37 protein-coding genes are annotated in these 23,544 nt (G+C 66.4%); 1 reads left to right on the forward strand and 36 read right to left on the reverse strand.

Translation table 11 applies throughout. The features are described 5' to 3' along the window. Positions 1-14: 14 nt before the first annotated feature. Entirely contained in the window at positions 15-620 is a 606-nt protein-coding gene (locus B0I29_RS09340; RefSeq protein WP_111648689.1) for a class I SAM-dependent methyltransferase, read from the reverse strand. 96 nt (positions 621-716) lie between these two features. Here B0I29_RS09340 and B0I29_RS09345 point away from each other — a divergent pair, with 96 nt between their 5' ends. After that, on the forward strand, positions 717-1,445 hold the full coding sequence (locus B0I29_RS09345; protein WP_111648484.1) for a hypothetical protein: 729 nt from the start codon (positions 717-719) through the stop codon (positions 1,443-1,445). Here B0I29_RS09345 and truA read toward each other — a convergent pair. The 35 genes from truA to fusA form a co-directional block, all read right to left on the reverse strand. Then, on the reverse strand, positions 1,442-2,254 hold the full coding sequence (gene truA, locus B0I29_RS09350; protein WP_111648485.1) for a tRNA pseudouridine(38-40) synthase TruA: 813 nt from the start codon (positions 2,252-2,254) through the stop codon (positions 1,442-1,444). The two genes, B0I29_RS09345 and truA, sit on opposite strands and share 4 nt — an antisense overlap. 98 nt (positions 2,255-2,352) lie before the next feature. Beyond that, positions 2,353-2,907 (reverse strand): 50S ribosomal protein L17, encoded by a 555-nt coding sequence (rplQ, locus tag B0I29_RS09355; protein ID WP_111648486.1) that lies wholly within the window; start codon positions 2,905-2,907, stop codon positions 2,353-2,355. A gap of 36 nt (positions 2,908-2,943) precedes the next feature. Further along, positions 2,944-3,966 (reverse strand): DNA-directed RNA polymerase subunit alpha, encoded by a 1,023-nt coding sequence (locus B0I29_RS09360; protein ID WP_014440749.1) that lies wholly within the window; start codon positions 3,964-3,966, stop codon positions 2,944-2,946. Positions 3,967-4,065: 99 nt separating this feature from the next. Further along, entirely contained in the window at positions 4,066-4,692 is a 627-nt protein-coding gene (rpsD, locus tag B0I29_RS09365) for a 30S ribosomal protein S4 (RefSeq protein WP_111648487.1), read from the reverse strand. Positions 4,693-4,705: 13 nt separating this feature from the next. Beyond that, positions 4,706-5,113 carry a 30S ribosomal protein S11 gene (gene rpsK / locus B0I29_RS09370; protein ID WP_014440747.1) on the reverse strand — a complete coding sequence of 136 codons (408 nt, stop codon included), beginning with the start codon at positions 5,111-5,113 and terminating at the stop codon, positions 4,706-4,708. 17 nt (positions 5,114-5,130) lie between these two features. Then, positions 5,131-5,511, reverse strand: coding sequence for a 30S ribosomal protein S13 (gene rpsM, locus B0I29_RS09375; protein ID WP_111648488.1), 381 nt, complete (start codon positions 5,509-5,511; stop codon positions 5,131-5,133). A gap of 164 nt (positions 5,512-5,675) precedes the next feature. After that, positions 5,676-5,792 (reverse strand): 50S ribosomal protein L36, encoded by a 117-nt coding sequence (rpmJ, locus tag B0I29_RS09380; protein WP_014440745.1) that lies wholly within the window; start codon positions 5,790-5,792, stop codon positions 5,676-5,678. A gap of 51 nt (positions 5,793-5,843) precedes the next feature. Beyond that, the gene (gene infA, locus B0I29_RS09385) at positions 5,844-6,065 is read right to left on the reverse strand and encodes a translation initiation factor IF-1 (protein WP_007073013.1); all 222 of its coding nucleotides are present in this window, start codon (positions 6,063-6,065) and stop codon (positions 5,844-5,846) included. A 237-nt stretch (positions 6,066-6,302) separates the two neighbouring features. Continuing rightward, positions 6,303-6,725, reverse strand: a complete 423-nt coding sequence (locus tag B0I29_RS09390; RefSeq protein WP_245972372.1) for a DUF1707 SHOCT-like domain-containing protein — start codon at positions 6,723-6,725, stop codon at positions 6,303-6,305. 120 nt (positions 6,726-6,845) lie between these two features. Continuing rightward, positions 6,846-7,679, reverse strand: coding sequence for a type I methionyl aminopeptidase (gene map / locus B0I29_RS09395; RefSeq protein WP_111648491.1), 834 nt, complete (start codon positions 7,677-7,679; stop codon positions 6,846-6,848). 1 nt (position 7,680) lies between these two features. Then, on the reverse strand, positions 7,681-8,334 hold the full coding sequence (locus B0I29_RS09400; protein WP_111648492.1) for an adenylate kinase: 654 nt from the start codon (positions 8,332-8,334) through the stop codon (positions 7,681-7,683). Positions 8,335-8,408: 74 nt separating this feature from the next. Continuing rightward, positions 8,409-9,749: a preprotein translocase subunit SecY gene (secY, locus tag B0I29_RS09405; RefSeq protein ID WP_111648493.1), complete on the reverse strand. Its 1,341-nt coding sequence runs from the start codon at positions 9,747-9,749 to the stop codon at positions 8,409-8,411. Positions 9,750-10,185: 436 nt separating this feature from the next. Continuing rightward, on the reverse strand, positions 10,186-10,635 hold the full coding sequence (gene rplO / locus B0I29_RS09410) for a 50S ribosomal protein L15 (protein ID WP_111648494.1): 450 nt from the start codon (positions 10,633-10,635) through the stop codon (positions 10,186-10,188). Further along, positions 10,635-10,817, reverse strand: a complete 183-nt coding sequence (rpmD, locus tag B0I29_RS09415; RefSeq protein ID WP_014440739.1) for a 50S ribosomal protein L30 — start codon at positions 10,815-10,817, stop codon at positions 10,635-10,637. Before rpmD ends, rplO begins: the two co-directional genes overlap by 1 nt. Next, a complete protein-coding gene (gene rpsE / locus B0I29_RS09420) occupies positions 10,817-11,440 on the reverse strand; it encodes a 30S ribosomal protein S5 (RefSeq protein WP_111648495.1) in 624 nt (207 codons plus the stop codon). The genes rpmD and rpsE overlap by 1 nt, the downstream gene beginning before the upstream one ends. Positions 11,441-11,453: 13 nt before the next feature. Further along, positions 11,454-11,849, reverse strand: a complete 396-nt coding sequence (rplR, locus tag B0I29_RS09425; protein WP_111648496.1) for a 50S ribosomal protein L18 — start codon at positions 11,847-11,849, stop codon at positions 11,454-11,456. Beyond that, positions 11,846-12,385 carry a 50S ribosomal protein L6 gene (gene rplF / locus B0I29_RS09430; RefSeq protein ID WP_111648497.1) on the reverse strand — a complete coding sequence of 180 codons (540 nt, stop codon included), beginning with the start codon at positions 12,383-12,385 and terminating at the stop codon, positions 11,846-11,848. Before rplF ends, rplR begins: the two co-directional genes overlap by 4 nt. 15 nt (positions 12,386-12,400) lie before the next feature. After that, positions 12,401-12,808: a 30S ribosomal protein S8 gene (rpsH, locus tag B0I29_RS09435; protein WP_111648498.1), complete on the reverse strand. Its 408-nt coding sequence runs from the start codon at positions 12,806-12,808 to the stop codon at positions 12,401-12,403. A 115-nt stretch (positions 12,809-12,923) separates the two neighbouring features. Beyond that, positions 12,924-13,109 carry a type Z 30S ribosomal protein S14 gene (locus B0I29_RS09440; RefSeq protein ID WP_014440734.1) on the reverse strand — a complete coding sequence of 62 codons (186 nt, stop codon included), beginning with the start codon at positions 13,107-13,109 and terminating at the stop codon, positions 12,924-12,926. Positions 13,110-13,111: 2 nt separating this feature from the next. Beyond that, on the reverse strand, positions 13,112-13,681 hold the full coding sequence (gene rplE / locus B0I29_RS09445; RefSeq protein ID WP_111648499.1) for a 50S ribosomal protein L5: 570 nt from the start codon (positions 13,679-13,681) through the stop codon (positions 13,112-13,114). After that, positions 13,681-14,001, reverse strand: coding sequence for a 50S ribosomal protein L24 (gene rplX / locus B0I29_RS09450; protein WP_111648500.1), 321 nt, complete (start codon positions 13,999-14,001; stop codon positions 13,681-13,683). The genes rplE and rplX overlap by 1 nt, the downstream gene beginning before the upstream one ends. Continuing rightward, the gene (gene rplN, locus B0I29_RS09455) at positions 13,998-14,366 is read right to left on the reverse strand and encodes a 50S ribosomal protein L14 (protein ID WP_015619002.1); all 369 of its coding nucleotides are present in this window, start codon (positions 14,364-14,366) and stop codon (positions 13,998-14,000) included. The genes rplX and rplN overlap by 4 nt, the downstream gene beginning before the upstream one ends. Before the next feature lie 95 nt (positions 14,367-14,461). Beyond that, complete coding sequence (gene rpsQ / locus B0I29_RS09460; RefSeq protein WP_111648501.1) at positions 14,462-14,734, reverse strand: 30S ribosomal protein S17; 273 nt, start codon at positions 14,732-14,734, stop codon at positions 14,462-14,464. Beyond that, positions 14,731-14,964: a 50S ribosomal protein L29 gene (rpmC, locus tag B0I29_RS09465; RefSeq protein WP_111648502.1), complete on the reverse strand. Its 234-nt coding sequence runs from the start codon at positions 14,962-14,964 to the stop codon at positions 14,731-14,733. Before rpmC ends, rpsQ begins: the two co-directional genes overlap by 4 nt. Next, on the reverse strand, positions 14,964-15,389 hold the full coding sequence (rplP, locus tag B0I29_RS09470) for a 50S ribosomal protein L16 (RefSeq protein WP_014687763.1): 426 nt from the start codon (positions 15,387-15,389) through the stop codon (positions 14,964-14,966). Before rplP ends, rpmC begins: the two co-directional genes overlap by 1 nt. A 3-nt stretch (positions 15,390-15,392) precedes the next feature. Further along, positions 15,393-16,220 carry a 30S ribosomal protein S3 gene (gene rpsC, locus B0I29_RS09475; RefSeq protein ID WP_111648503.1) on the reverse strand — a complete coding sequence of 276 codons (828 nt, stop codon included), beginning with the start codon at positions 16,218-16,220 and terminating at the stop codon, positions 15,393-15,395. Continuing rightward, positions 16,220-16,678, reverse strand: coding sequence for a 50S ribosomal protein L22 (gene rplV, locus B0I29_RS09480; protein WP_111648504.1), 459 nt, complete (start codon positions 16,676-16,678; stop codon positions 16,220-16,222). Before rplV ends, rpsC begins: the two co-directional genes overlap by 1 nt. Positions 16,679-16,709: 31 nt before the next feature. Beyond that, complete coding sequence (gene rpsS / locus B0I29_RS09485) at positions 16,710-16,991, reverse strand: 30S ribosomal protein S19 (RefSeq protein WP_014440726.1); 282 nt, start codon at positions 16,989-16,991, stop codon at positions 16,710-16,712. Positions 16,992-17,003: 12 nt separating this feature from the next. Further along, complete coding sequence (gene rplB / locus B0I29_RS09490; RefSeq protein ID WP_111648505.1) at positions 17,004-17,843, reverse strand: 50S ribosomal protein L2; 840 nt, start codon at positions 17,841-17,843, stop codon at positions 17,004-17,006. A 12-nt stretch (positions 17,844-17,855) separates the two neighbouring features. After that, positions 17,856-18,158, reverse strand: a complete 303-nt coding sequence (rplW, locus tag B0I29_RS09495; protein WP_111648506.1) for a 50S ribosomal protein L23 — start codon at positions 18,156-18,158, stop codon at positions 17,856-17,858. After that, positions 18,155-18,805, reverse strand: coding sequence for a 50S ribosomal protein L4 (rplD, locus tag B0I29_RS09500; protein WP_111648507.1), 651 nt, complete (start codon positions 18,803-18,805; stop codon positions 18,155-18,157). Before rplD ends, rplW begins: the two co-directional genes overlap by 4 nt. After that, on the reverse strand, positions 18,802-19,452 hold the full coding sequence (rplC, locus tag B0I29_RS09505; protein WP_111648508.1) for a 50S ribosomal protein L3: 651 nt from the start codon (positions 19,450-19,452) through the stop codon (positions 18,802-18,804). Before rplC ends, rplD begins: the two co-directional genes overlap by 4 nt. Before the next feature lie 11 nt (positions 19,453-19,463). Continuing rightward, positions 19,464-19,772, reverse strand: a complete 309-nt coding sequence (gene rpsJ, locus B0I29_RS09510) for a 30S ribosomal protein S10 (protein ID WP_007073037.1) — start codon at positions 19,770-19,772, stop codon at positions 19,464-19,466. A 361-nt stretch (positions 19,773-20,133) separates the two neighbouring features. After that, positions 20,134-21,327 (reverse strand): elongation factor Tu, encoded by a 1,194-nt coding sequence (gene tuf / locus B0I29_RS09515; protein WP_111648509.1) that lies wholly within the window; start codon positions 21,325-21,327, stop codon positions 20,134-20,136. Between the two features lie 120 nt (positions 21,328-21,447). Further along, positions 21,448-23,544, reverse strand: a complete 2,097-nt coding sequence (gene fusA / locus B0I29_RS09520; RefSeq protein ID WP_111648690.1) for an elongation factor G — start codon at positions 23,542-23,544, stop codon at positions 21,448-21,450.

A 23,544-nucleotide genomic window follows, 5' to 3' on the forward strand; every position in this document is an offset into this window, starting at 1 on the left:
CGTGCGACGAGCCGTCAGTCAGCCGAATTTCGGGTGACCCGAAGCACCCGGAAACCGCGCTGGCTGGCGGTTCTCTCCACCTGCCAGCCGAGCCCGGTCAGCCAGGTGTGCAGCGAATCACCGCCGAGGTTCCGGTTGATCACCAGCCACGCGGTGCCGTCCGGTGCCAGGCGCGGCAGCCAGCGTTCCATCAGCGCGCGCAGCTCGGCCTTGCCGACGTGGGTCGGCGGGTTGCTCCAGATCTGGTCGAACGTGACGTCCGCCGGAACGTCGTCCGGCGCGGCCACCTTCACACCCAGTTTGCTGGTGTTCTCCGCGGTCAGCTCACGCGCCCGGGAGTTCACGTCCACCGCCCACACCGTTGCGGCCGGCGCCTCGGTGGCCAGCACGCACGCGATCGGACCGTACCCACAGCCGAGGTCGAGCAACGTACCCTCGGTCGTCACGGTCGGCAGGGTGGCCTTGCGCAGCAGCACGGCGGTGCCCGGGTCGAGCCGGCCGGCCGAGAAGATCCCGGAGGCGACGGCGAGCCGGTAGTTCTTGCCGGCGACGCTGAACTCGATCTCGCTGCGTCGCAGCGGCGCGTCCGGCTCGGCGGTGAAGTAATGGTCGGCACTCACCCGGCCAGTCTCCCGCCGCGCAACGAGCGGCAGCACGGCGGGGTGCCGCACATTGTGTGCGTTCATAGATCAGCGTCCCCGCCTAACTTGGGGTCCATGCGGTACGCCACCTCGACGCGCTCCGCGCACGCCCTGATTCTGCGACCGTTCCCGGGACCCGCCGGACAGCACCGCACCCCGGCCCGTTCCCGAGCGCGCAGCCAGCGGCACCTGCGACGGGAGCCTCTCCGGACAGCCCGTCTGCTCACCCACGGCCTGGCTGCCCTGATCGTGCTCGGCATCGTCGTGATGGTGGGCGTCCTCATCCTCTCCGACGACCGCCTGCCCTCCACCCCCTCGACGCGCGGTCCCCGCACGCCTCTCACCACAGCGGACGTCTTCCCCGATCAGGCGTCCCTCTTCCGGGTCAGCCAGTCGCGGGTCGAGGCCGATTGCCCGCTCGCCGTCACCGGCGGCCTGCGCTCACTTCTTCAGGGGTACGGGTGTACGCAGGCGGTCCGCGCCGAGCTGTCCGTCCCGTACGCCCCTCACCAGGTGACCGCAGGGGTTCTCAACCTGCCGGACGCCCAGAGCGCGGCGTCGGTGAGCGAGCTGATCCGAGCCCAGGTGGAGACCCGCGACGGCGGCTTCAGCAGCCTGACCGGCGCCGAGACTCCGCAGGGCTCCCCGGTCGCCTGGCGAACCCTGGACCACTACCTGCTCTACAGCGTGATCGTCAGCCCTGAGGGCGAGCCGCTGACCAACGACGACCCCGCGGTGACCCGCATCATGACCGAGGTGCTGGAAACCCACCTGCCCCAATCGCTGACCCAGGACAGGTCCTAGGCCCGCAGGCGGCGGGTGGCTTCGGCTCGGGCGGCGTAATCGGCCTCGTCGGCGTACCCGACCTGCACCAGGGTCAGGCCGTGGGCGGCGGCCACCGTGACCTCGCTGGAGCGTTCGCGGAGGGTCAGCAGGCGGGCCGGCCACCCGGGCTCCTTGCGGCCGTCGCCGACGAAGAGCATCGCGCCGACCAGGCTGCGGACCATGGCCTGACAGAACGCGTCCGCCTGCACGGTCGCCACCAGGATCCGGTCCGGGTCGCGGCGCCAGTCCAGGCGGCTGATCGCCCGGATCGTGGTGGCGTGCTCCTTGCGCTTGCAGAACGCGGCGAAGTCGTGCTCCCCGAGCAGACCGGCCGCGGCGGCGTTCAGCCGGTCCAGGTCGAGCGGGCGCATCCAGCCGAGGGTGTCGTGTCGGCGGAGCGGCTCCGGACCCCACTGGTCGTCGGTGACGCGGTACTCGTACCGGCGGAACGTGGCCGAGAAACGGGCGTCGAAGGTGTCCGGGACGGGGGCGACCGCGCGTACCCGGGCGTCCGGCGGCATCAGGGCCGCTAGCCTGCGCAGCAGTGAGCCGGTGAGCCGTTCCCAGTCGTCGACGGGCAGGTCGATGTGGCAGACCTGGCCGGTGGCGTGCACGCCGGCGTCGGTGCGGCCGGCCACGGTCAGTCCGAGCGGGGTGTCCGGGCCGACCAGCCGGCCGAGCGCCTCGATGAGCACACCGGCGACAGTCCGGCGGCCGGGTTGAACGGCCCATCCGGAGAAATCGGCGCCGTCGTACGACACGTCCAGTCGAAGGCGGATCGAACTCATCCCGCTGGGTGCTCCTGTGGTTAAGGCGTACACAAGAAGATCTTGGAAAGCGAAAGGCCCGGCACCCAGAGTGGGCACCGGGCCTTTCAACGTGGCACTCAGGCCTTGGCGTCGTCGCCCTCAGCCTTGTCGCCGGAAGCGCTGACCGGCGCCTCGGCGTCCTGGTCGGCCTCGGTCTCCGCGGCCGGGGCGCTCTTGGGCGCCTCGTCCTCGGGCGCGAGCGCCTCGACCTTGGCCTGCTGCGCGGCGGCCTTGCGGGCCGACTTCGACGGCGCGGCGGTGGTGGCCGCGACCTGCAGCTCCTCGACCAGCTCGATGACCGCCATGGGGGCGGCGTCGCCCTTGCGCGGGCCGGTCTTGGTGATGCGGGTGTAGCCACCGGGGCGGTTGGTGTACCGCGGAGCGATCTGCTCGAACAGGGCGTACACGACGTCCTTGTCCTTCACGGTGGCCAGAACCCGGCGACGGGCGTGCAGGTCGCCGCGCTTGGCCTTCGTGATGAGCTGCTCGGCCAGCGGGCGGAGCCGCCGGGCCTTCGTCTCGGTGGTCTTGATCTTCCCGTGCCGGAAGAGCTCGGTGGCCAGGTTGGCCAGGATGAGCTTCTCGTGTGCCGGGCTGCCGCCGAGGCGGGCACCCTTGGTGGGCGTGGGCATTTCAGATGCTCCTTGGTTATGGCGCGGCAGCCGGACTTACAGCTGCTCGGTCTCGCGGTAGTCGTCGGTGTCGTAATCCACGTCGCCGAACGAGTCCACGACGTGCGCCGGGTCGAAGGACGGCGCGCTGTCCTTCAGCCCCAGGCCCATTCCGGCGAGCTTCATCTTGACCTCGTCGATCGACTTCTGGCCGAAGTTCCGGATGTCCAGAAGGTCAGCCTCCGTACGCCCTATCAACTCGCCCACGCTATTGATGCCCTCGCGCTTGAGGCAGTTGTACGACCGGACGGTGAGGTCCAGCTCCTCGATCGGCAGGGCCAGATCGGCAGCCAGCTGAGCATCCTGCGGCGACGGGCCGATGTCGATGCCCTCAGCGGTCTCGTCCAGCTCACGGCAGAGACCGAAGAGCTCGACGAGGGTCGAGCCGGCCGAGGCCAGCGCGGTCCGCGGCGAGATCGACGCCTTCGACTCGACGTCGATGATCAGACGGTCGAAGTCGGTGCGCTGCTCGACACGAGTCGCCTCGACGCGGTAGGTCACCTTGAGAACCGGCGAGTAGATCGAGTCGACCGGGATCCGGCCGATCTCGGCGCCGGCGCTCTTGTTCTGCGCTGCCGTGACGTAGCCACGGCCCCGCTCGACGGTGAGCTCCATGTCGAGCCGGCCCTTGCTGTTCAGGGTGGCCAGCTTCAGATCGGGGTTGTGCACGGAGACGCCAGCCGGGGGCTGGATGTCACCGGCGGTCACGTCGCCCGGGCCCTGCTTGCGCAGGTACATGCTGACCGGCTCGTCGTGCTCGGAGCTGACGGTCAGTTCCTTGACGTTCATGACCAGCTCAACCACGTCCTCCTTGACACCGGGGATCGTGGTGAACTCGTGCAGCACGCCGTCGATCTTGATGCTGGTGACAGCCGCGCCCGGGATGGACGACAGCAGAGTCCGGCGGAGGGAGTTACCGAGGGTGTAGCCGAAGCCCGGCTCCAGAGGCTCGATGGTGAACCTGGAACGGGTCTCGCTGAGCGACTCCTCCGAGAGGGTCGGCCGCTGGCTGATGAGCACGCTTTTCTTCTTTCTGTCAGGCCACCCACTATTTGATGGCCGTCTGGTGTTCTTTTTTCGCCGGTGCCGGCCCGAAGGCCGGCACCGGCGAAAGAGCTGCTACTTGGAGTAGAGCTCGACGATCAACTGCTCCTGGACCTGCGTGTCGATGACAGCGCGCGCCGGGATCGAGTGGATCAGGATCTTCATCTCGGCCGGAATCGGCTCGAGCCACGCCGGAACGCCGCGGGAGCCGGCCTGAGCCTGCGCCACGACGAACGGGGTCATTTCCTTCGACTTCTCACGCACGGTGACGATGTCGTGTTCCTTGACCCGGTACGACGGGATGTCGACCTTAACGCCGTTCACCAGGAAGTGACCGTGCTTGACCAGCTGCCGACCCATGTCCCGGGAAGCGGCGTAGCCGGCCCGGTAGACGACGTTGTCGAGACGCGTCTCGAGGATCTGCAGCAGGACCTCACCGGTCTTGCCCTGCTTCTTGACGGCTTCCTCGTAGTAGCCACGGAACTGCTTCTCGAGGACGCCGTACGCACGACGGGCCTTCTGCTTCTCGCGGTGCTGAAGCAGGTATTCCGTCTCCTTGGTCCGTCCACGCCCGTGCTGTCCGGGCGGGAACGGCCGGGACTCGAACGGGCACTTCGGACCGTCGCACTTGCTGCCCTTGAGGAAGAGCTTCATCTTCTCTCGGCGGCAGCGCTTGCAGTCGGCACCGGTGTAACGAGCCATCTCGGTACCCCCCTTAGACCCGGCGACGCTTCGGCGGACGACATCCGTTGTGCGGCTGCGGCGTGACGTCGGAGATCTGACCGACCTCGAGGCCCGCGGCCTGCAGCGAACGGATGGCGGTTTCCCGGCCGGAGCCCGGACCCTTGACGAAAACGTCGACCTTGCGCATGCCGTGCTCCATGGCACGACGCGCGGCAGCCTCGGCAGCCAGCTGCGCCGCGAAGGGAGTCGACTTGCGGGAGCCCTTGAAGCCCACCTGGCCGGAAGAGGCCCAGGAGATGACAGCACCGGTCGGGTCGGTGATCGACACGATGGTGTTGTTGAAGGTGCTCTTGATGTGCGCCTGCCCGTGGGCGACGTTCTTGCGTTCCTTGCGCCGGACCTTCTTGACTGCGGCCCCTGCGCGTGCCTTCGGTGGCATAAGTCAGTGCGCTCCTATTACTTCCGACCGGGCTTCTTCTTACCGGCGACCGTGCGCTTCGGGCCCTTACGGGTACGAGCGTTGGTCCGGGTCCGCTGTCCACGCACGGGCAAGCCCTTGCGGTGGCGGATGCCGGCGTAGCAGCCGATCTCAACCTTGCGGCGGATGTCCGCGGCGACCTCGCGGCGCAGGTCACCTTCAACCTTGAAGTGGGACTCGATGTAGTCGCGGAGCTGGACCAGCTCCTCGTCTGTGAGGTCCTTGGCGCGCTTGTTCAGGTCAATCGCGGTAGCAGTCAATGCCTCGACGGCACGGGTGCGACCGATGCCGAAGATGTAGGTGAGCGCGATCTCCATCCGCTTGTCGCGGGGAAGATCAACGCCGACGAGACGAGCCATAAGTGGGCGTACTCCTCAGGGTCTCTCACGGAGGTCTGTGCCTGTCCCATCCCGCCTGCCCGGGCGGGCCCCGGCCTCCGACCGGGGGTATAGCCACTCATGCCTGCGCACGGATGACTGGGACGAGCTTGTTCAGTGGTGCGGATCCTGCGTTGAGGCTGAAATCAGCCCTGACGCTGCTTGTGGCGCGGGTCGGTGCTGCAGATGACCATGACCCGCCCGTGCCGCCGGATCACCCGGCAGTTGTTGCAGATCCGCTTGACGCTCGGCTTGACCTTCACGGTTTGCCTTAACTCTCAGTCAGACGGGAAGTGGATCCCCCGCGACCCGGGTTACTTGTAGCGGTAGACGATGCGCCCACGGGTCAGGTCGTACGGCGAGAGCTCGACGACGACCCTGTCCTCGGGAAGGATGCGGATGTAGTGCTGCCGCATCTTGCCGGAGATGTGTGCCAGGACCTTGTGACCATTAGCGAGCTCAACGCGGAACATAGCGTTCGGCAGAGGCTCGATCACTCGGCCTTCGATCTCGATGGCTCCGTCTTTCTTTGGCATGTCCTCCGCTACCTGTACATCGGGTTCATGGGGCTGGCTTTTGCAACGCCTCATCCGAGCCGAAAATCCGCCTCGAACCAGCCGCGGCTCCCCCGCCCTCGAAGCGCTTGAGGGCATGGAGAGAGGACGCTGCGCGCCAGCAAGCTAGTCTACGCGCCCGTTACAGTGACGACAAACCGAGGGTTCCGTAACCCGGGGTCGGGCGTGTCTGCACCGGACAAGTACCACTTTATCGCCTCAGTGGCGGTGCTTGTCCCGATCTCCGAGTCGCGCCAGGACAGCGAAGGCAACCGGGATCAAAACCCACATCGGCCAGAAGTAGTGAGCGTCGCCGGAAGTCAGGCTCGTGATGCCCCAGATGATCGTGCAGATCACGAAGATGCCGAGCATCGGACGGACGCCGTGCTTGCGTTCCGGGGCGCCCGTGGGTGCCACCGGTGCCTTGTGCGCGGGCTCGATCCGGGATTTCCGCAGCGGGACCGTGCCCGGCAGATCGTCCAGCAGCCCGTCCAGGTCGCCGTAGGTCCTCGCCCCGTACGCCTTCTGGATCCGGTCGTCGTACTCGTTCAGATCCAGCCGGCCCTCGTCGAGTGCGGCCTTCAGCTGATCCGCGACCTGTTGGCGGTCGGCATCACTCGCACGCATTCCCTCGCGCCCCATGAGCCCCAGCATGCCAGCCGCAATCCACCCAGGCCACGGCTGAGTGCCACCGGGCATGGTTTTACGGCTGGCAGGCCGATAAAGGGCTTCTTACGGCTGGCGGGCCGATTAAAGGGCTTCTTACGGCTGGCGGGCGGTCACGAGGTCGCCCAGGCGGCCGCGACCGCCGTCGTGGGCGGTCGTCACCCAGACGCCGTCGTCCAGCAGGGCCATCGTGTGCTCCACGTGCGCGGCCCGCGAGCCGTCCCGGGTCACCACGGTCCACCCGTCGTCGAGCTCCACCGTGCGCGGCGAGCCCATCGTGATCATCGGCTCGATCGCCAGGGCCATGCCCGCGATCACCCGGACGCCCCGGCCCGGCTTGCCGTGGTTCAGCACGTGCGGGTCCTGGTGCATCTCGGTACCGATGCCGTGGCCGCCGTAACCGTCGACGATCCCGTACCGGCCGGCCCTGCGGACGACCTTCTCGATGTTGAAGGAGATGTCCGTCAGCCGGCCACGGCCGTTGGCGACGCCACGGGCAGCCGCGGCGATGCCGGCCCACATGGCGTCCTCGGCCACCTCGGCCATCCGCAGCAGGGCGGGGTCCGTCTCGCCGACCCCGACGGTGATCGCCGAGTCGCCGTGCCAGCCCTCCAGGATCGCCCCGCAGTCCAGGGAGATCAGGTCACCCTCGCGCAGGATCTGGTCGGTGCTCGGGATCCCGTGCACCACCTGCTCGTTGACCGACGCGCAGATGGAGGCCGGGAAGCCGTGATAGCCCTTGAACGACGGGACCGCCCCGGCGTCGCGGATCACTTTCTCCGCGACCGCGTCGAGGTCGGCTGTCGAGACACCCGGCGCGACCGCGTCGCGCATCGCGTCCAGCGCGGCCGCGACAACAAGGCCGGCCGCGCGCATCAGCTCGATCTGCTCCAGCGTCTTGAGCTGGATGCTCTGTTCGTTACGCCCCACGTCAGCCCCCGTAGGAGCGCAGCGCGTCGATCGCACGCACGGTGACGTCCTCCACCGGGCCGGTCGCGTCGATGCCCACCAGCTTGCCCTGGGCGCCGTAGAAGTCGACCAGGGGCGCGGTCTTGTCCGCGTACTCCACCAGGCGGTTGGCGATCGTGTCGGCCTTGTCGTCGTCGCGCTGGAACAGCTCGCTGCCGCAGCGGTCGCAGATGTTGTCCTTGCTCGTCGGGTCGAACTCGACGTGCCAGATCTTTCCGCAACCACGGCAGGTCCGCCGGCCCGAGAGCCGGCGGATCACCTCGTCATCGTCGACCACGAGCTCCATGACCAGGTCCAGGGCGGTGCCCAGGTCGGCGAGGAGCTTGTCCAGCGCCTGAGCCTGCGGCACCGTCCGCGGGAACCCGTCCAGCAGGAAGCCGTCGCTGGCGTCGGGCTCGGCGAGCCGGTCGCGGACCATGTTGATGGTCACCTCGTCCGGCACCAGCTGCCCGGCGTCCATGTACCGCTTGGCCTCGACACCCAGCGGCGTCCCCTGCGAGACGTTGGCCCGGAAGATGTCCCCGGTCGAGATCTTCGGCACGGCGAGATGGGCGGCGATGAACTCAGCCTGGGTTCCCTTGCCGGCCCCCGGAGGGCCCACCAGTACCAGCCGCACCTACATCGCCTCGCTTCGGTCAGGAGAAACCACGCCCACCTGAGACGCCAGAGCCCCCCGGCCCTGCGTCCCCACTACCGGAGGAACCCTTCGTAGTTCCGCTGCATGAGCTGGCTCTCGATCTGCTTCACCGTCTCCAGACCCACGCCCACCATGATCAGCACTGCGGTACCACCGAACGGGAAGTTCTGGTACTGCTGCTGGTTGAGCCAGATGAAGAAGAAGTTCGGCAGAACCGAGATCAGGGCCAGGTAAAGAGCGCCCGGCAGCGTGATACGGCTGAGGATGAAGTCCAGGTAGTCGGCGGTCGGCTTGCCCGGACGGATGCCCGGAACAAAACCACCGTACTTCTTCATGTTCTCCGCGACCTCAGTCGGGTTGAACGTGATCGACACGTAGAAGTAAGTGAAGAAGATGATCAGCAGGAAGTAGAGGCCGATGTAGATCGGGCTCGTCGGGTCAGCCAGGTTGTTCTGGATCCAGATCTGGTAACCCTTGAGATTGTTCTGGTCGAAGAACTGCAGGTACAGCTGCGGGAGGTACAGCAGCGAGGACCCGAAGATGACCGGAACGACACCAGCCTGGTTGACCTTCAGCGGGATGTAGGTGGAGGTCCCGCCGTACATCCGCCGGCCGATCATGCGCTTCGCGTACTGGACCGGAATGCGTCGCTGAGCCTGCTCGATGAAGACGACCAGAGCGATGATGACCAGGACCAGGCCGATGACCAGCAGGAACTTGCCGGTACCGCTGGAGGTCTTAATCGTCCAGCCCTCGCCGGGGAGGCGAGCAGCGATCGAGGTGAAGATGAGGACCGACATGCCGTTGCCGACGCCGCGGTCGGTGATCAGCTCGCCGAGCCACATGACCACGCCGGTGCCGGCGGTCATCGTCATCACCAGGACCATCAGGGTCAGCCACATCGGCAGGCCCGTGCTCTCCGGAATGATCTGGTAAGCCGGGTTGTCCTGGTCACACACGTTACCGAAGAGCTGGCCGGTACGGGCCAGAGCGACGAACGCGGACGCCTGAAGGACAGCGAGGCCCAGGGTCAGGTACCGGGTGTACTGCGTGATCTTGGCCTGGCCGCTCTGGCCCTCCTTGCGGAGCTGCTCAAGTCGCGGAATCACGACCGTCAGCAGCTGCAGGATGATCGATGCCGTGATGTACGGCATGATGCCCAGCGCGAAAACGGAGAGCTGGAGCAGCGCACCGCCGGAGAAGAGGTTGAGCAGGTTCAGCACGCCGTTGCCGGAGGCCTCGGTGAGGGCCAGGCAGGCCTTCACGTTGGCGTATGACACACCGGGACTGGGGAGAGTGGCACCGAGACGGTAGATCGCGACAATCGCTACCGTAAAGAGTAGCTTCTTCCGCAGGTCAGGCGTCCGAAGCGCGCTCGAGAAGGCGGACAACAACTGATCCTCCTGCGTAGTCGCCACACTCTGGGTTGCGTTATCCCGGAAGTTCGGGCACACATCATTGGGCAGCCATATAGGCCGCCAGCGGAGCACTGTATCAGCAACGCCGAGAACTCAACCACCGGCGTGGCATGGTCCGATGCATCAGTACAACACAAGTGTCTGACTCAGTGGCCGAACCGGGCGTGCTCCACCTTGGCCGGTCACCCGTTCCCGGCCGGTTCCCACCATACGGCAGCGCGGCCCGTTCAGAACGCCTCTGAGGGCACCAGATGTTACGACCGTGTTCCGCCCGGTTCCGGGTGCATTCGCCGCCTCAGGCGACGCACAGGGCCACCTGCGCGTCACCAGTCACTCACCCGACGCGGGTGAAAAGCGAAGAGGCCGTGGCGCCGGACGAATCCGGTGCCACGGCCTCTGCCGTTGTCACGTACTACAGCTCGGTGACGGAACCACCGGCGGCAGCGATCTTCTCCTTGGCCGACTCGCTGAAAGCGTGCGCCGTGATGGTCAGCGACACACTTCCCAGCTCGCCCGTGCCCAGAACCTTGACCGGCAGGCCCTTGCGGACAGCGCCGGCCTGGACGAGCTCGGCCGGGCCGACCTCGCCGCCGTTCGGGAACAGCTCGGCAAGGCGGTCCAGGTTGACGACCTGGAAAACGACCTTGTTACGCGGCTTGTTCCGGAGACCCTTCATCTTCGGCAGGCGCATGTGGATAGGCATCTGCCCACCCTCAAACGATGCCGGAGTGTTCTTGCGGGCTCCGGTGCCCTTGGTACCACGACCGGCAGTCTTGCCCTTGGAGCCTTCACCGCGACCCACACGGGTCTTCGCGGTCTTGGAACCGGGCGCCGGGCGCAGGTGATGAACCTTGATCGCCATTACTCGACCTCCTCAACACTGACGAGGTGGTTCACGGCGAAGATCATGCCCCGAATCTCGGGGCGGTCCTCCTTGACCACCACGTCGTTGATCCGCTTGAGGCCGAGCGAACGCAGGGAGTCCCGCTGGTTCTGCTTACGGCCGATACCGGACCGGACCTGGGTGACCTTCAAGCGTGCCATCAACGCACCGCCGCTTCGGCACGCGCCGCCAGCATCGCAGCCGGCGCCACATCCTCAACCGGGAGACCGCGGCGAGCCGCGACCATCTCCGGCGACTCGAGGCCCTTGAGAGCAGCCACAGTCGCGTGCACGATGTTGATCGGGTTCGAGGAGCCGAGGCTCTTCGAGAGGATGTCGTGGATGCCCGCGCACTCGAGCACGGCACGCACCGGGCCACCGGCGATAACGCCGGTACCAGCGGAAGCCGGCTTGAGCAGGACGACACCCGCGGCAGCCTCGCCCGTGATCGGGTGCGGGATTGTCGCACCGATACGCGGAACCTTGAAGAAGTGCTTCTTGGCCTCCTCGACGCCCTTGGCGATTGCCGCGGGCACCTCCTTGGCCTTTCCGTAACCGATACCGACGGTGCCGTCACCGTCGCCGACGATCACCAGGGCGGTGAAGCTGAAGCGACGACCACCCTTGACGACCTTCGCAACACGGTTGATCGCGACGACCCGCTCAAGATGCGGGGTCTTCTCGACGGGCGCGTTACCGCGGCCGCCCTCGCGACGGTTGTCGCGGCGGTTGCCACCCTCGGTGTTACCGCCGGACCCGCCGCCTCGGCGCTGCTGACCAGGCATTGGTCAATTCCTCCTAGAACTCGAGTCCGGCTTCGCGGGCGGCGTCCGCAAGCGCGGCAATCCGCCCCGCGTACTTGTTGCCACCGCGGTCGAAGACGACCTTGGAAATGCCCGCGGCCTTGGCCCGCTCGCCCAGGAGGGCGCCGACCTTGCCGGCCAGGGCGCTCTTCGCGCCCTCGCCACCACGGATCGAGGTGTCGAGCGTGGACGCCGAGACCAGGGTGTGACCGGCCAGGTCGTCGATGATCTGCGCGGTGATGTGCCGCGTGGAACGGGTGACGACCAGGCGCGGACGCTCGGCCGAACCGCGAACGTTCTTGCGGACCCGGAAGTGCCGACGCGCCTTGCCAACGGCACGCGCGGCGGAGACCCCGCCGCCATTGCGGCGCTTGAGCAGCGTGGCGGTCACTTCTTACCTGCCTTTCCAGCCTTGCGGCGGATGACCTCGCCCTGGTACTTGACGCCCTTGCCCTTGTACGGCTCCGGCGGGCGGATCTTACGGATGTTCGCTGCGACCTCACCGACAAGCTGCTTGTCGATGCCCGCGACCGTGAACTGGGTCGGCTTCTCCACGGAGAAGGTGATACCCGTCGGCGGCACGATGTTCACCGGGTGCGAGAAACCGAGAGCGAACTCCAGGTCCTTGCCCTTGGCGGTCACGCGGTAACCGGTTCCGTTGATCTCGAGCGTCTTCTTGTAGCCCTCGGTGACGCCAACGATCATGTTGGCGACCAGCGTGCGCGAGAGGCCGTGGAGTTCCTTGGCCTTGCGCTCGTCGTTGGGGCGGTTGACGTGCAGCTCGCCGCCGTCCTTCTCAACCGTGATCGGTTCAGCGACGGTGTGCGAGAGCTCGCCCTTGGGGCCCTTGACCTTGACGGTCTGGCCCGTGATGGTGACGTCGACGCCGGTCGGCACCGGGATCGACTTACGTCCGATTCGCGACATTGTCTAAGTCTCCAGTTACCAGACGAAGGCGAGGACTTCCCCGCCTACGCTCCGCTTGCGGGCCTGCTTGTCGGTCAGCAGTCCCTGGGACGTCGAAATGATCGCGACACCGAGACCACCGAGCACGCGGGGCAGCTCGTCGGACTTGGCGTAAACCCGCAGGCCGGGCTTCGAGACGCGCTTGATGCCGGCGAGGCTGCGCTCACGGTTCTGGCCGTACTTGAGCTCAACGACCAGACGCTTGCCGACCGCGCCCTCTTCGGGCTCCTCAGACGACCACGAGGCGATGTAACCCTCAGCCTTGAGGACCTCGGCGATGTTCGCCTTGATCTTCGAGTAGGGCATCGTCACCTTGTCGTGGTACGCCTGGTTGGCGTTACGCAGACGCGTCAGCATGTCTGCGATCGGGTCCGTCATCGTCATGGGTATTCGTCAACCTTTCTCGCCGGGGTTCCCGCGAGCGGGCCTACGGCGAAGCGGTATTGCACAAACCCAGCCACTGTTCCGCTCAGGAGCGGCGGGCGGGGCGGTTGGATGGTTACCAGCTGGCCTTGGACACGCCGGGGAGCTCACCGCGGTGGGCCATGTCCCGCACGCAAACCCGGCAGAGGCCGAACTTGCGGTACACCGAGTGCGGGCGACCGCACTTCTGGCAGCGGGTGTAGGCACGCACGGCGAACTTGGGCTTCGCGGCAGCCTTGATGATCAGCGCCTTCTTAGCCATGCTCAGTTCTCCTTGAACGGGAAGCCCAGGAGCTTGAGCAGCGCCCGGCCCTCGTCGTCGGTCTTGGCGGTGGTGACCACCGTGATGTCCATGCCCCGCGGACGATCGATCCGGTCCTGGTCGATCTCGTGGAACACCGACTGCTCGGTCAGACCGAAGGTGTAGTTGCCGTGGCCGTCCAGCTTCCGGCTGTCGAGGCCGCGGAAGTCACGGATACGCGGCAGCGCGATCGACAGCAGCCGGTCCAGGAACTCCCACATCCGGTCGCCACGAAGGGTGACCTTCGCGCCGATCGGCATGCCCTCACGCAGCTTGAACTGCGCGATCGACTTGGTCGCCCGACGCACCAGCGGCTTCTGACCGGTGATGGTGGTCAGGTCCCGAACCGCGCCGTCGATCAGCTTGGCGTCACGAGCGGCCTCGCCGACACCCATGTTCACGACGACCTTGACCAGGCCGGGGATCTGCATGGGGTTGCCGTACGTGAACTGCTCGTTGATGGCCGGCGCAACCTCGGAGCGGTACTTCTGCTTGAGGCGCGGCAGCGTCTTGGTCTCGGTGGCGGCAGTCATCAGAGTTCCTTACCGGTCGTACGCGCGATGCGGACCTTGTTGCCGTTCCCGTCGATCTGGTAACCGATGCGGGTCGGCTTGCCCTGGTCGTCCAGCACCTGCACGTTCGAGATGTGAACGGGGGCTTCCTGAGTGACGATGCCACCGGTCTTCGAGCCCCGCTGGTTCGTGCGGATGCGCTCGTGCTTCTTGACTCGGTTGACGCCCTCGACCAGGACCTTGTCCTGCCGCGGGAAGGCCGCAATGACCTTGCCCTTGGCACCCTTGTCCTTGCCGGCGATGACGACGACCGTGTCGCCCTTCTTGATCTTCACGGTCAGAGCACCTCCGGCGCCAGGCTGATGATCTTCATGAACCGCTTGTCGCGCAGCTCGCGCCCGACCGGGCCGAAGATGCGGGTGCCGCGGGGGTCCCCGCCGTCCTTGATGATGACGGCGGCGTTCTCGTCGAAACGGATGTACGAGCCGTCCGGACGCCGCTTCTCCTTGGCGGTGCGAACGATGACCGCCTTGACGACGTCACCCTTCTTCACACCGGCACCCGGGATGGCGTCCTTGACCGTGGCCACGATGACGTCGCCGATGCTCGCGTAACGGCGACCGGAGCCGCCGAGTACGCGGATGCACAGAATCTCCCGTGCACCCGTGTTGTCGGCGACACGCAGTCGCGACTCCTGCTGGATCACGTCTGTCTCCTATGTCTGCCAGTTCTCCGGAAAAACTCGCCCGAAGCTTGGCGGAACGATGGGCCGCTGGGCCGGCCGAAGCCGGCCCAGCGCGCTCACTTGGCCTTTTCGAGGATCTCCACGATCCGCCACCGCTTGGTGGCGGAGAGCGGCCGGGTCTCCATCATCAGGACCCGGTCACCGATGCCCGCAGCGTTCTGCTCGTCGTGCACCTTGAGCTTGCGGGTCCGGCGGATGACCTTGCCGTACAGGGCGTGCTTGACCCGGTCCTCGACCTCGACCACGACGGTCTTGTCCATCTTGTCGCTGACCACGAGGCCCTCACGCACCTTGCGCTGGGCGCGCGGTGCAGCCGTGTCTTCACTCATGCTGTCACCTCATCCGGCGCAACCGAGAGCCCCAGCTCGCGCTCACGCATGATCGTGTAGATCTTCGCAATGTCCTTGCGAACAACCTGGAGTCGACGGTGATTGTCGAGCTGCCCGGTCGCACGCTGCACGCGAAGGTTGAACAGCTCCGCCTTGGCCTCCTGCACCTTCGCGACCAGCTCCTCGTCGGAGAGTTCGCGCAGCTCGGTTGCCTTAACGCCCGCTGCCATCAGCTTTCACCCACTTCGCGTGTCACGATGCGGCACTTCATCGGGAGCTTGTGAATCGCGCGGCGCATCGCCTCGCGCGCGACCGTCTCGTTCGGGAACGACATCTCGAAGAGAATGCGTCCCGGCTTGACGTTCGCAACCCACCACTCGGGAGAACCCTTACCGGAACCCATGCGGGTCTCGGCAGGCTTCTTCGTCAGGGCCTGGTCCGGGAAGATCGAGATCCAGACCTTGCCACCACGCTTGATGTGGCGGGTCATCGCGATACGCGCCGACTCGATCTGCCGGTTGGTTACGTACGCGGGCTCCAGCGCCTGGATACCGAATTCGCCGAAGACGACCCGGTTGCCGCCCTTGGACGCGCCGTGGCGGTCCGGGTGGTGCGGCTTGCGGAAGCCCTTCGGGGGCTTACGCGGCATCAGCATGGCTCAGCCCTCCTGCTGCGTTTCGGCCGCAGCCGGAGCAGCGGCGGTTTCATCAGCGGCCGACGCGGCCTGGGCCGCACGGCCGGCCTCGGTGCCGCCGGCGGTCGTGCCGGACGAACCGGAACGGCCACGGCGCGGACGCTCGGGGCGGTCAGCGCGGTCGCGGCGGGGGCGCGCAGGCGCCTCAGCCACAGCCTCACGACCCGGAACGGCGTCGCCCTTGTAGATCCAGACCTTCACGCCGATCCGACCGAACGTGGTACGGGCCTCGAAGAAGCCGTACTCGATGTTCGCGCGGAGCGTGTGCAGCGGAACGCGACCCTCACGGTAGAACTCCGTGCGGCTCATCTCCGCGCCGCCGAGGCGACCGGAGACCTGCACACGGATGCCCTTGCAGATCGGGTTCTTCATGGCCGACTGCATGGCCTTGCGCATCGCCCGGCGGAAGCTGACCCGGCTGGACAGCTGCTCGGCGACGCCCTGCGCCACGAGCTGAGCGTCCGACTCGGGGCTCTTCACCTCGAGGATGTTCAGCTGGACCTGCTTGCCGGTGAGCTTCTCGAGCTCGCCACGGATCCGGTCGGCCTCCGCACCCTTCCGGCCGATGACAATGCCCGGCCGGGCGGTGTGGATGTCGACGCGTACCCGGTCGCGGGTCCGCTCGATGTCCACCTTGGAGATGCCGGCGCGCTCGAGGCCCTTGGACATCATGCGGCGGATTTTGACATCCTCGCCGATGTAGTCCTTGTAGAGCTTGTCCGCGAACCAGCGGCTCTTCCAGTCGGTGGAGATGCCGAGACGGAACCCAGTGGGGTGAACCTTCTGACCCATTACTCGGCACCCTCCGTGCTCTGGGACTCGGCAGCCTTCGGCTCAGCGGCCGCAGTGGCCTTCTTCGCCGTGGCCTTCTTCGCCGGACGGGTCGTCTGAACCGCCTCGACCGCAATGGTGATGTGACACGTGCGCTTGCGGATCCGGTAAGCCCGGCCCTGCGCCCGCGGACGGAACCGCTTGAGCGTGGGACCCTCGTCGACGAACGCCTCACTGATGAGGAGTGCGTCGGGGTCGAGCCGCTCGTTGTTCTCCGCGTTCGCGATAGCGCTCGCGACCACCTTGTAGACCTGCTCGCTCGCCGACTGCGGCGCGAATTGCAGGACCGTCAGGGCCTCCTTCGCGGGCAGACCGCGGACGAGGTTGACGACACGGCGTGCCTTGCTCGCCGAGATGCGCACGTGCTTCGCAACTGCGCGAGAGCCCGGAAGCGCGGGAGCGTCGTTCTTTACTGGCATCGCTGTAACCCCTTTCTTATCCGTGGACTGACTAGCGACGACGGCTCTTGCGGTCGTCCTTCTCGTGACCCTTGAACGTACGGGTCAGAGCGAACTCGCCGAGCTTGTGACCGACCATGGCCTCGGTGATGAACACCGGGACATGCTTGCGACCATCGTGAACGGCGATCGTGTGCCCGAGCATGTCGGGGATGATCGTCGAACGACGAGACCAGGTCTTGATGACGTTCTTGGAGTTCTTCTCGTTCTGGACTTCCACCTTCTTGATGAGGTGGTCGTCGACGAACGGGCCCTTCTTCAGGCTGCGAGGCATCTTCTACTCCCGTTACCCGCGCTTGCGGGTGGCGTAGCGGCGGCGAACAATCAGCTTGTCGCTCGGCTGGCCCTTGCGACGGGTACGGCCCTCAGGCTTACCCGCCGGGTTCACCGGGTGGCGACCACCCGAGGTCTTACCCTCACCACCACCATGCGGGTGGTCGACGGGGTTCATGGCGACACCACGGACGGTCGGGCGCTTGCCCTTCCACCGCATACGACCAGCCTTGCCCCAGTTGATGTTCGACTGGTCAGCGTTGCCGATCTCGCCGACGGTGGCGCGGCAGCGCACGTCGACGCGACGGATCTCGCCGGAAGGCATACGCAGCGTGGCGTACACACTTTCACGGCCGAGAAGCTGGATGCCCACGCCGGCCGAACGGGCCAGCTTGGCGCCACCGCCGGGACGAAGCTCCACGTTGTGGATCGTCGTACCGACCGGGATGTTGCGCAGGGGCAGGTTGTTACCGGGCTTGATGTCGGCGCCAACGCCCGACTCGACCCGGTCACCCTGCTTGAGGTCCTTCGGCGCCACGATGTAGCGCTTCTCGCCGTCCGCGTAGTGGAGCAGCGCGATGCGCGCGGTGCGGTTGGGGTCGTACTCGATGTGAGCGACCTTGGCCGGCACGCCGTCTTTGTCGTTGCGCTTGAAGTCGATCAGCCGGTACTGCCGCTTGTGGCCACCGCCCTGGTGCCGGGTGGTGATCCGGCCGTGGACGTTGCGGCCACCCTTCTTGGGCAGCGGAACCAGCAGAGACTTCTCCGGCGTCGACCGGGTGATCTCAGCGAAGTCGGCGACGCTCGAGCCGCGGCGGCCCGGCGTGGTCGGCTTGTACTTACGGATAGCCATGATTCGTACCCCTTAGCTGACCGGGCCGCCGAAGGCCTCGATGCGGTCACCGTCAGCCAGCTTCACCATCGCGCGCTTGGTGGCCTTGCGCTGGCCCCAGCCGGTACGGGTCCGCTTGCGCTTGCCCTCACGGTTCGCGGTGTTCACGGACAGCACGCGGACATTGAAGATCTGCTGGATCGCGATCTTGATCTGGGTCTTGTTCGCGTCCGGGTCGACGAGGAACGTGTACCAGTTCTGGTCGAGAACGCTGTAGCTCTTCTCGGAGACCACCGGGGCGACGATGATGTCGCGCGGGTCGGCGATCGTGCTCACTTGTCGCCCTCCTCGGACGTATCGGCCGAACCGCCCAGGAATTCGTCGAGCGCGACCTTCGTGAAGACCACCTCGTCGGCGACCAGCACGTCGTAAGTGTTCAGCTGGCCGGCCTCGATGAGGTGCACGGACGGCTCGTTGCGCAGCGAGATCCAGTTCAGCTCGTCCTGGCTGTCCAGGACGACGAGAACCTTGGTCGTCTGGACGACCTTGCGCAGCGCGGCGACGGCGACCTTGGTCGACGGCTTCTCGCCGCTGACGAAGGACTCGACGACGAACACGCGGCCGTCACGGGCCCGGTCGGAGAGGGCGCCACGCAGAGCGGCGGCCTTCATCTTCTTGGGGGTCCGCTGGCTGTAGTCGCGCGGCACGGGACCGTGCACGACGCCACCGCCGGTGAACTGAGGCGCGCGGATCGAGCCCTGACGGGCGCGACCGGTGCCCTTCTGCTTGTACGGCTTCTTGCCGCCACCGGCGACCTCACCGCGCGTCTTCGCCTTGGCGGTGCCCTGGCGGGCCGCGGCCAGCTGGGCCACGACGACCTGGTGCATCAGCGGGATGTTCGCCTGGACGTCGAAGACGTTGCCGGGCAGGTCGACCGAGCCGGCCTTGTTGCCCTCGGCGTTGATCACGTCAACCGAGCTCACTTGGCACCGCCCTTCTTCGCCGCGGTACGGACCAGGATGAGAGCGCCCTTGGGACCGGGAACCGCGCCGCGGACCAGGATCAGGTTGCGCTCGGTGTCGACGGCCTGGATGGTCAGGTTCTGCACGGTGAAGCGCTTGCCACCCATGCGACCCGCCATCTTGACGCCCTTGAAGACGCGACCCGGGGTCGCGCAGGCGCCGATGGAGCCGGGCGAGCGGTGCTTGCGCTCGACACCGTGGCTCGCGCGAAGACCGTGGAAGCCGTGCCGCTTCATGACGCCGGCGTAGCCCTTGCCCTTGGTCTTGCCGGTCACGTCGATCGAGCCGCCCGCGGCGAAACCGTCGACAGTGACTTCCTGGCCGAGCTCGTACTCGCCGGCGTCGGCGGTGCGCAGCTCCACGAGGTGGCGCCGCGGCGACACACCGGCCTTGGCGTAGTGGCCGGCCTCAGGCTTGTTGACCTTGCGGGGGTCGATCGAGCCGTATGCCAGCTGGACAGCGGAGTAGCCGTCCTTCTCATCGGTGCGGACCTGGGTCACGACGCACGGGCCGGCCTGCACCACGGTCACCGGAACAACCTTGTTGTTGTCCCAGACCTGGGTCATGCCGAGCTTGGCGCCCAGGATCCCCTTTACTTGCCTGTCCATTTGTCGGATCCCTACAGCTTGATCTCGATGTCGACCCCAGCCGGCAGGTCGAGGCGCATAAGCGAGTCGACCGTCTTCGGAGTCGGGTCGATGATGTCGATCAGTCGCTTGTGCGTGCGCATCTCGAAGTGCTCGCGCGAGTCCTTGTACTTGTGCGGCGAACGGATCACGCAGAAACGGTTGATCTCCGTGGGCAGCGGCACCGGGCCTGCGACCTGCGCCCCGGTGCGCGTCACCGTCTCGACGATTTTCCGCGCCGAGGAGTCGACGACCTCGTGGTCATAGGCCTTGAGCCGGATGCGGATCTTCTGTCCCGCCATGGTGGCTTCTGTTTCCTTCTCTCGATGCCGCTACGTGCGGAAGCGGGTGGCTTCCGCATGCCCGCAGGACCGTTGATCCTGCGTTGTCCGACCCCCGCGGTCGGGCGTGTCGCGCCTTGCCTCAGAATGCTGGGCACTCTGATTCCGCCTCAGTTGCCTGAAGCGGGTTGATCACGGGGATCTAAGAGTGGCGGGCGGCAAAAGAACACACCCGGACACCCTGCGAGGGTGGGCAACTGAACGAGCAGCTGCCCACCCCGCGCGGACGCAACCTGACTAGTATGCCGGATTCTCTCCGACAACGCTAATCGGGGTCACCGATGAGGGTTGTTCACGACATCACACCGTGAACATCCGTCAATTAGTTGGTGATCTTCGTGACCGTTCCGGCGCCGACGGTGCGGCCACCCTCACGGATCGCGAACTTCAGGCCCTGCTCCATGGCGATCGGCTGGATCAGCTTCACGGACATGGAGGTGGAGTCGCCCGGCATGACCATCTCGGTGCCCTCGGGCAGCGTGACGACGCCGGTGACGTCCGTGGTACGGAAGTAGAACTGCGGGCGGTAGTTCTGGAAGAACGGGGTGTGCCGGCCGCCCTCTTCCTTTGAGAGGATGTAGACCTGGCCCTCGAACTCCGTGTGAGGAGTCGAGGTACCCGGCTTCACGACGACCATGCCGCGCTCGACGTCCTCGCGCTTGATGCCGCGGAGCAGCAGGCCGACGTTCTCGCCAGCGCGAGCCTCGTCGAGCAGCTTGCGGAACATCTCGATGCCGGTGCAAACGGTCTTGGTCGACTTCTCGCGGATACCCACGATCTCGACCTCCTCGTTCGGCTTGAGGATGCCACGCTCGGCGCGACCGGTCACCACGGTGCCACGGCCGGTGATCGTGAAGACGTCCTCGATCGGCATGAGGAACGGCTTCTCGGTCTCACGCTCGGGCTGCGGGATCGCGGTGTCGACCGCGTTCATCAGCTCGAGGAGCTTGCCGGTCCACTCGGGGTCACCCTCGAGGGCCTTGAGCGCCGACACGCGAACGACCGGCAGGTCGTCGCCCGGGAACTCGTAGGTGCTGAGCAGCTCGCGAACCTCGAGCTCGACGAGCTCCAGGAGCTCCTCGTCCTCGACCATGTCGCTCTTGTTCAGGGCGACAACGATGTACGGAACGCCGACCTGGCGGGCCAGGAGCACGTGCTCCTTGGTCTGCGGCATCGGGCCGTCGGTCGCGGCAACCACCAGGATCGCGCCGTCCATCTGCGCGGCACCGGTGATCATGTTCTTGATGTAGTCGGCGTGGCCGGGGCAGTCCACGTGCGCGTAGTGACGCGCCGCGGTCTGGTACTCGACGTGTGCGATCGAGATCGTGATGCCGCGGGCCTTCTCCTCCGGCGCCTTGTCGATCTCGTCGAACGGGGTGTACGGGTTCAGGTCCGGGAACTCGTCGTGCAGGACCTTCGTGATGGCCGCAGTCAGCGTCGTCTTACCGTGGTCGATGTGACCAATGGTGCCGATGTTGACGTGCGGCTTAGTCCGCTCGAACTTCGCCTTCGCCACTGGTGTCCTCCTGTGGACTGATCAATACTTTTCGCCCGGCACGCCCGATAAGGCGCCTCAGGACTCTGTCGACTGCTAGTGCACGTGCGGCTCTCGACGAGCCGCACGTGCCTCAACGCGTCAGGCGCCAGTGGCCTTAGCGATGATCTCCTTCGCGACGTTCCCGGGAACCTCGGCGTAGGAGTCGAACAGCATGCTGTAGCTGGCCCGGCCGGCCGTCTTCGACCGGAGGTCGCCGACGTAGCCGAACATCTCCGACAGCGGAACCAGAGCCTTGACGACGCGGGCGCCGGAGCGCTCCTCCATCGACTGGATCAGGCCGCGGCGGGAGTTGAGGTCGCCGATGACGTCACCCATGTTGTCCTCAGGGGTGGTGACCTCAACGGCCATCATCGGCTCGAGCAGCGCGGGGTCGGCCTTGCGGGCCGCTTCCTTCATCGCCATGGAGCCAGCGATCTTGAACGCCATCTCGGAGGAGTCGACCTCGTGGTACTGACCGTCGATCAGCGTGAACTTCACGCCGACGAGCGGGTAACCGGCGAGGACGCCGTACTGCAGGGAGTCCTGCGCACCCGCGTCCACCGAGGGGATGAACTCCTTGGGGATGCGGCCACCGGTGACGGCGTTCACGAACTCGTAGGTCGGGCCGTCAGCCTCGAGCGGCAGCGGCTCGACGGTGACGACGACCTTCGCGTACTGGCCCGAGCCACCGGTCTGCTTCTTGTGGACGTACGAGAGCTTCTCCACCTTGCCGCGGAGGGTCTCGCGGTACGCCACCTGCGGCTTACCGATGTTCGCCTCGACGTTGAACTCGCGCCGCATGCGGTCGACGAGGATGTCGAGGTGGAGCTCGCCCATGCCGGCGATGATGGTCTGCCCGGTCTCCTCGTCGTTGAAGACGCGGAAGGTCGGGTCCTCCTCGGCCAGACGCTGGATCGCGGTGCCCAGCTTTTCCTGGTCCGACTTGGTCTTCGGCTCGATGGCGACCTGGATAACCGGCTCCGGGAAGGTCATCGACTCCAGGATGACCGGGTTCGCCGGGTCGCTCAGCGTGTCACCGGTGGTGGTCTGCTTGAGACCCTGGACGGCGATGATGTCGCCGGCCTGCGCGGTGGCGCGCTCCTCACGCTTGTTCGCGTGCATCTGGTAGATCTTGCCGATCCGCTCCTTACGGTCCTTGGTGGAGTTGACCACCTGGGAACCGGAGTCGAGCGTGCCGGAGTAGACCCGGACGTACGTGAGCTTGCCGAGGTGCTTGTCGGTCTGGATCTTGAAGGCCAGGCCCGAGAACGGCTCGGAGTTCGACGGCTTGCGCAGCATCGGCGTCTCGCCGTCGGTGGCAGTGCCCTCGATGGCCGGAACGTCCAGCGGCGACGGCAGGTAGTCGACGACGGCGTCGAGCATGGGCTGAACGCCCTTGTTCTTGAACGCCGAGCCACACAGGACCGGGTTGGCCTTGCTGGCGATCGTGGAACGCCGGATGGCGGCCTTGATCTCGTCGATCGACACCTCTTCGCCCTCGAGGTACTTCTCCATCACCGCGTCGTCGACGTCGGCGAGGGTCTCGATGAGCTTCTCGCGCCACTCGGCCGCGGAGTCGGCCAGATCGGCCGGGATCTCCTCGATCGCGTAGTCGTCACCCTTCTGGGTTTCCCCGCGCCAGGTGAGCGCCTTCATGTTGATCAGGTCGACGACGCCGATGTGGTCGCCCTCGAGCCCGATCGGGATCTGCAGCACGAGCGGCGTGGCGTTCAGCCGGTCGATCATCATCTGCACGCAACGGAAGAAGTCCGCGCCGGTCCGGTCGAGCTTGTTGACGAAGCACATCCGGGGGACGTGGTACTTGTCCGCCTGGCGCCAGACGTTCTCGGTCTGCGGCTCCACGCCGGCAACGCCGTCGTAGACCGCAACCGCGCCGTCGAGCACACGCAGCGACCGCTCGACCTCGACCGTGAAGTCGACGTGGCCGGGCGTGTCGATGATCTGAATCGTGTAGCCCTTCCACTCGCACTTCGTGGCGGCGGAGGTGATGGTGATACCGCGTTCCTGCTCCTGCTCCATCCAGTCCATGACGGCTGCGCCCTCGTGGACCTCACCGATCTTGTACGTGATGCCGGTGTAGAACAGGATCCGCTCAGTCGTCGTGGTCTTACCAGCGTCGATGTGCGCCATGATGCCGATGTTGCGAACCTTGGCGAGCGCGTCTGCGGCGGCCAC

It is taken from the genome of Actinoplanes lutulentus, assembly GCF_003259845.1.
GTDB classification, from domain to species: domain Bacteria; phylum Actinomycetota; class Actinomycetes; order Mycobacteriales; family Micromonosporaceae; genus Actinoplanes; species Actinoplanes lutulentus.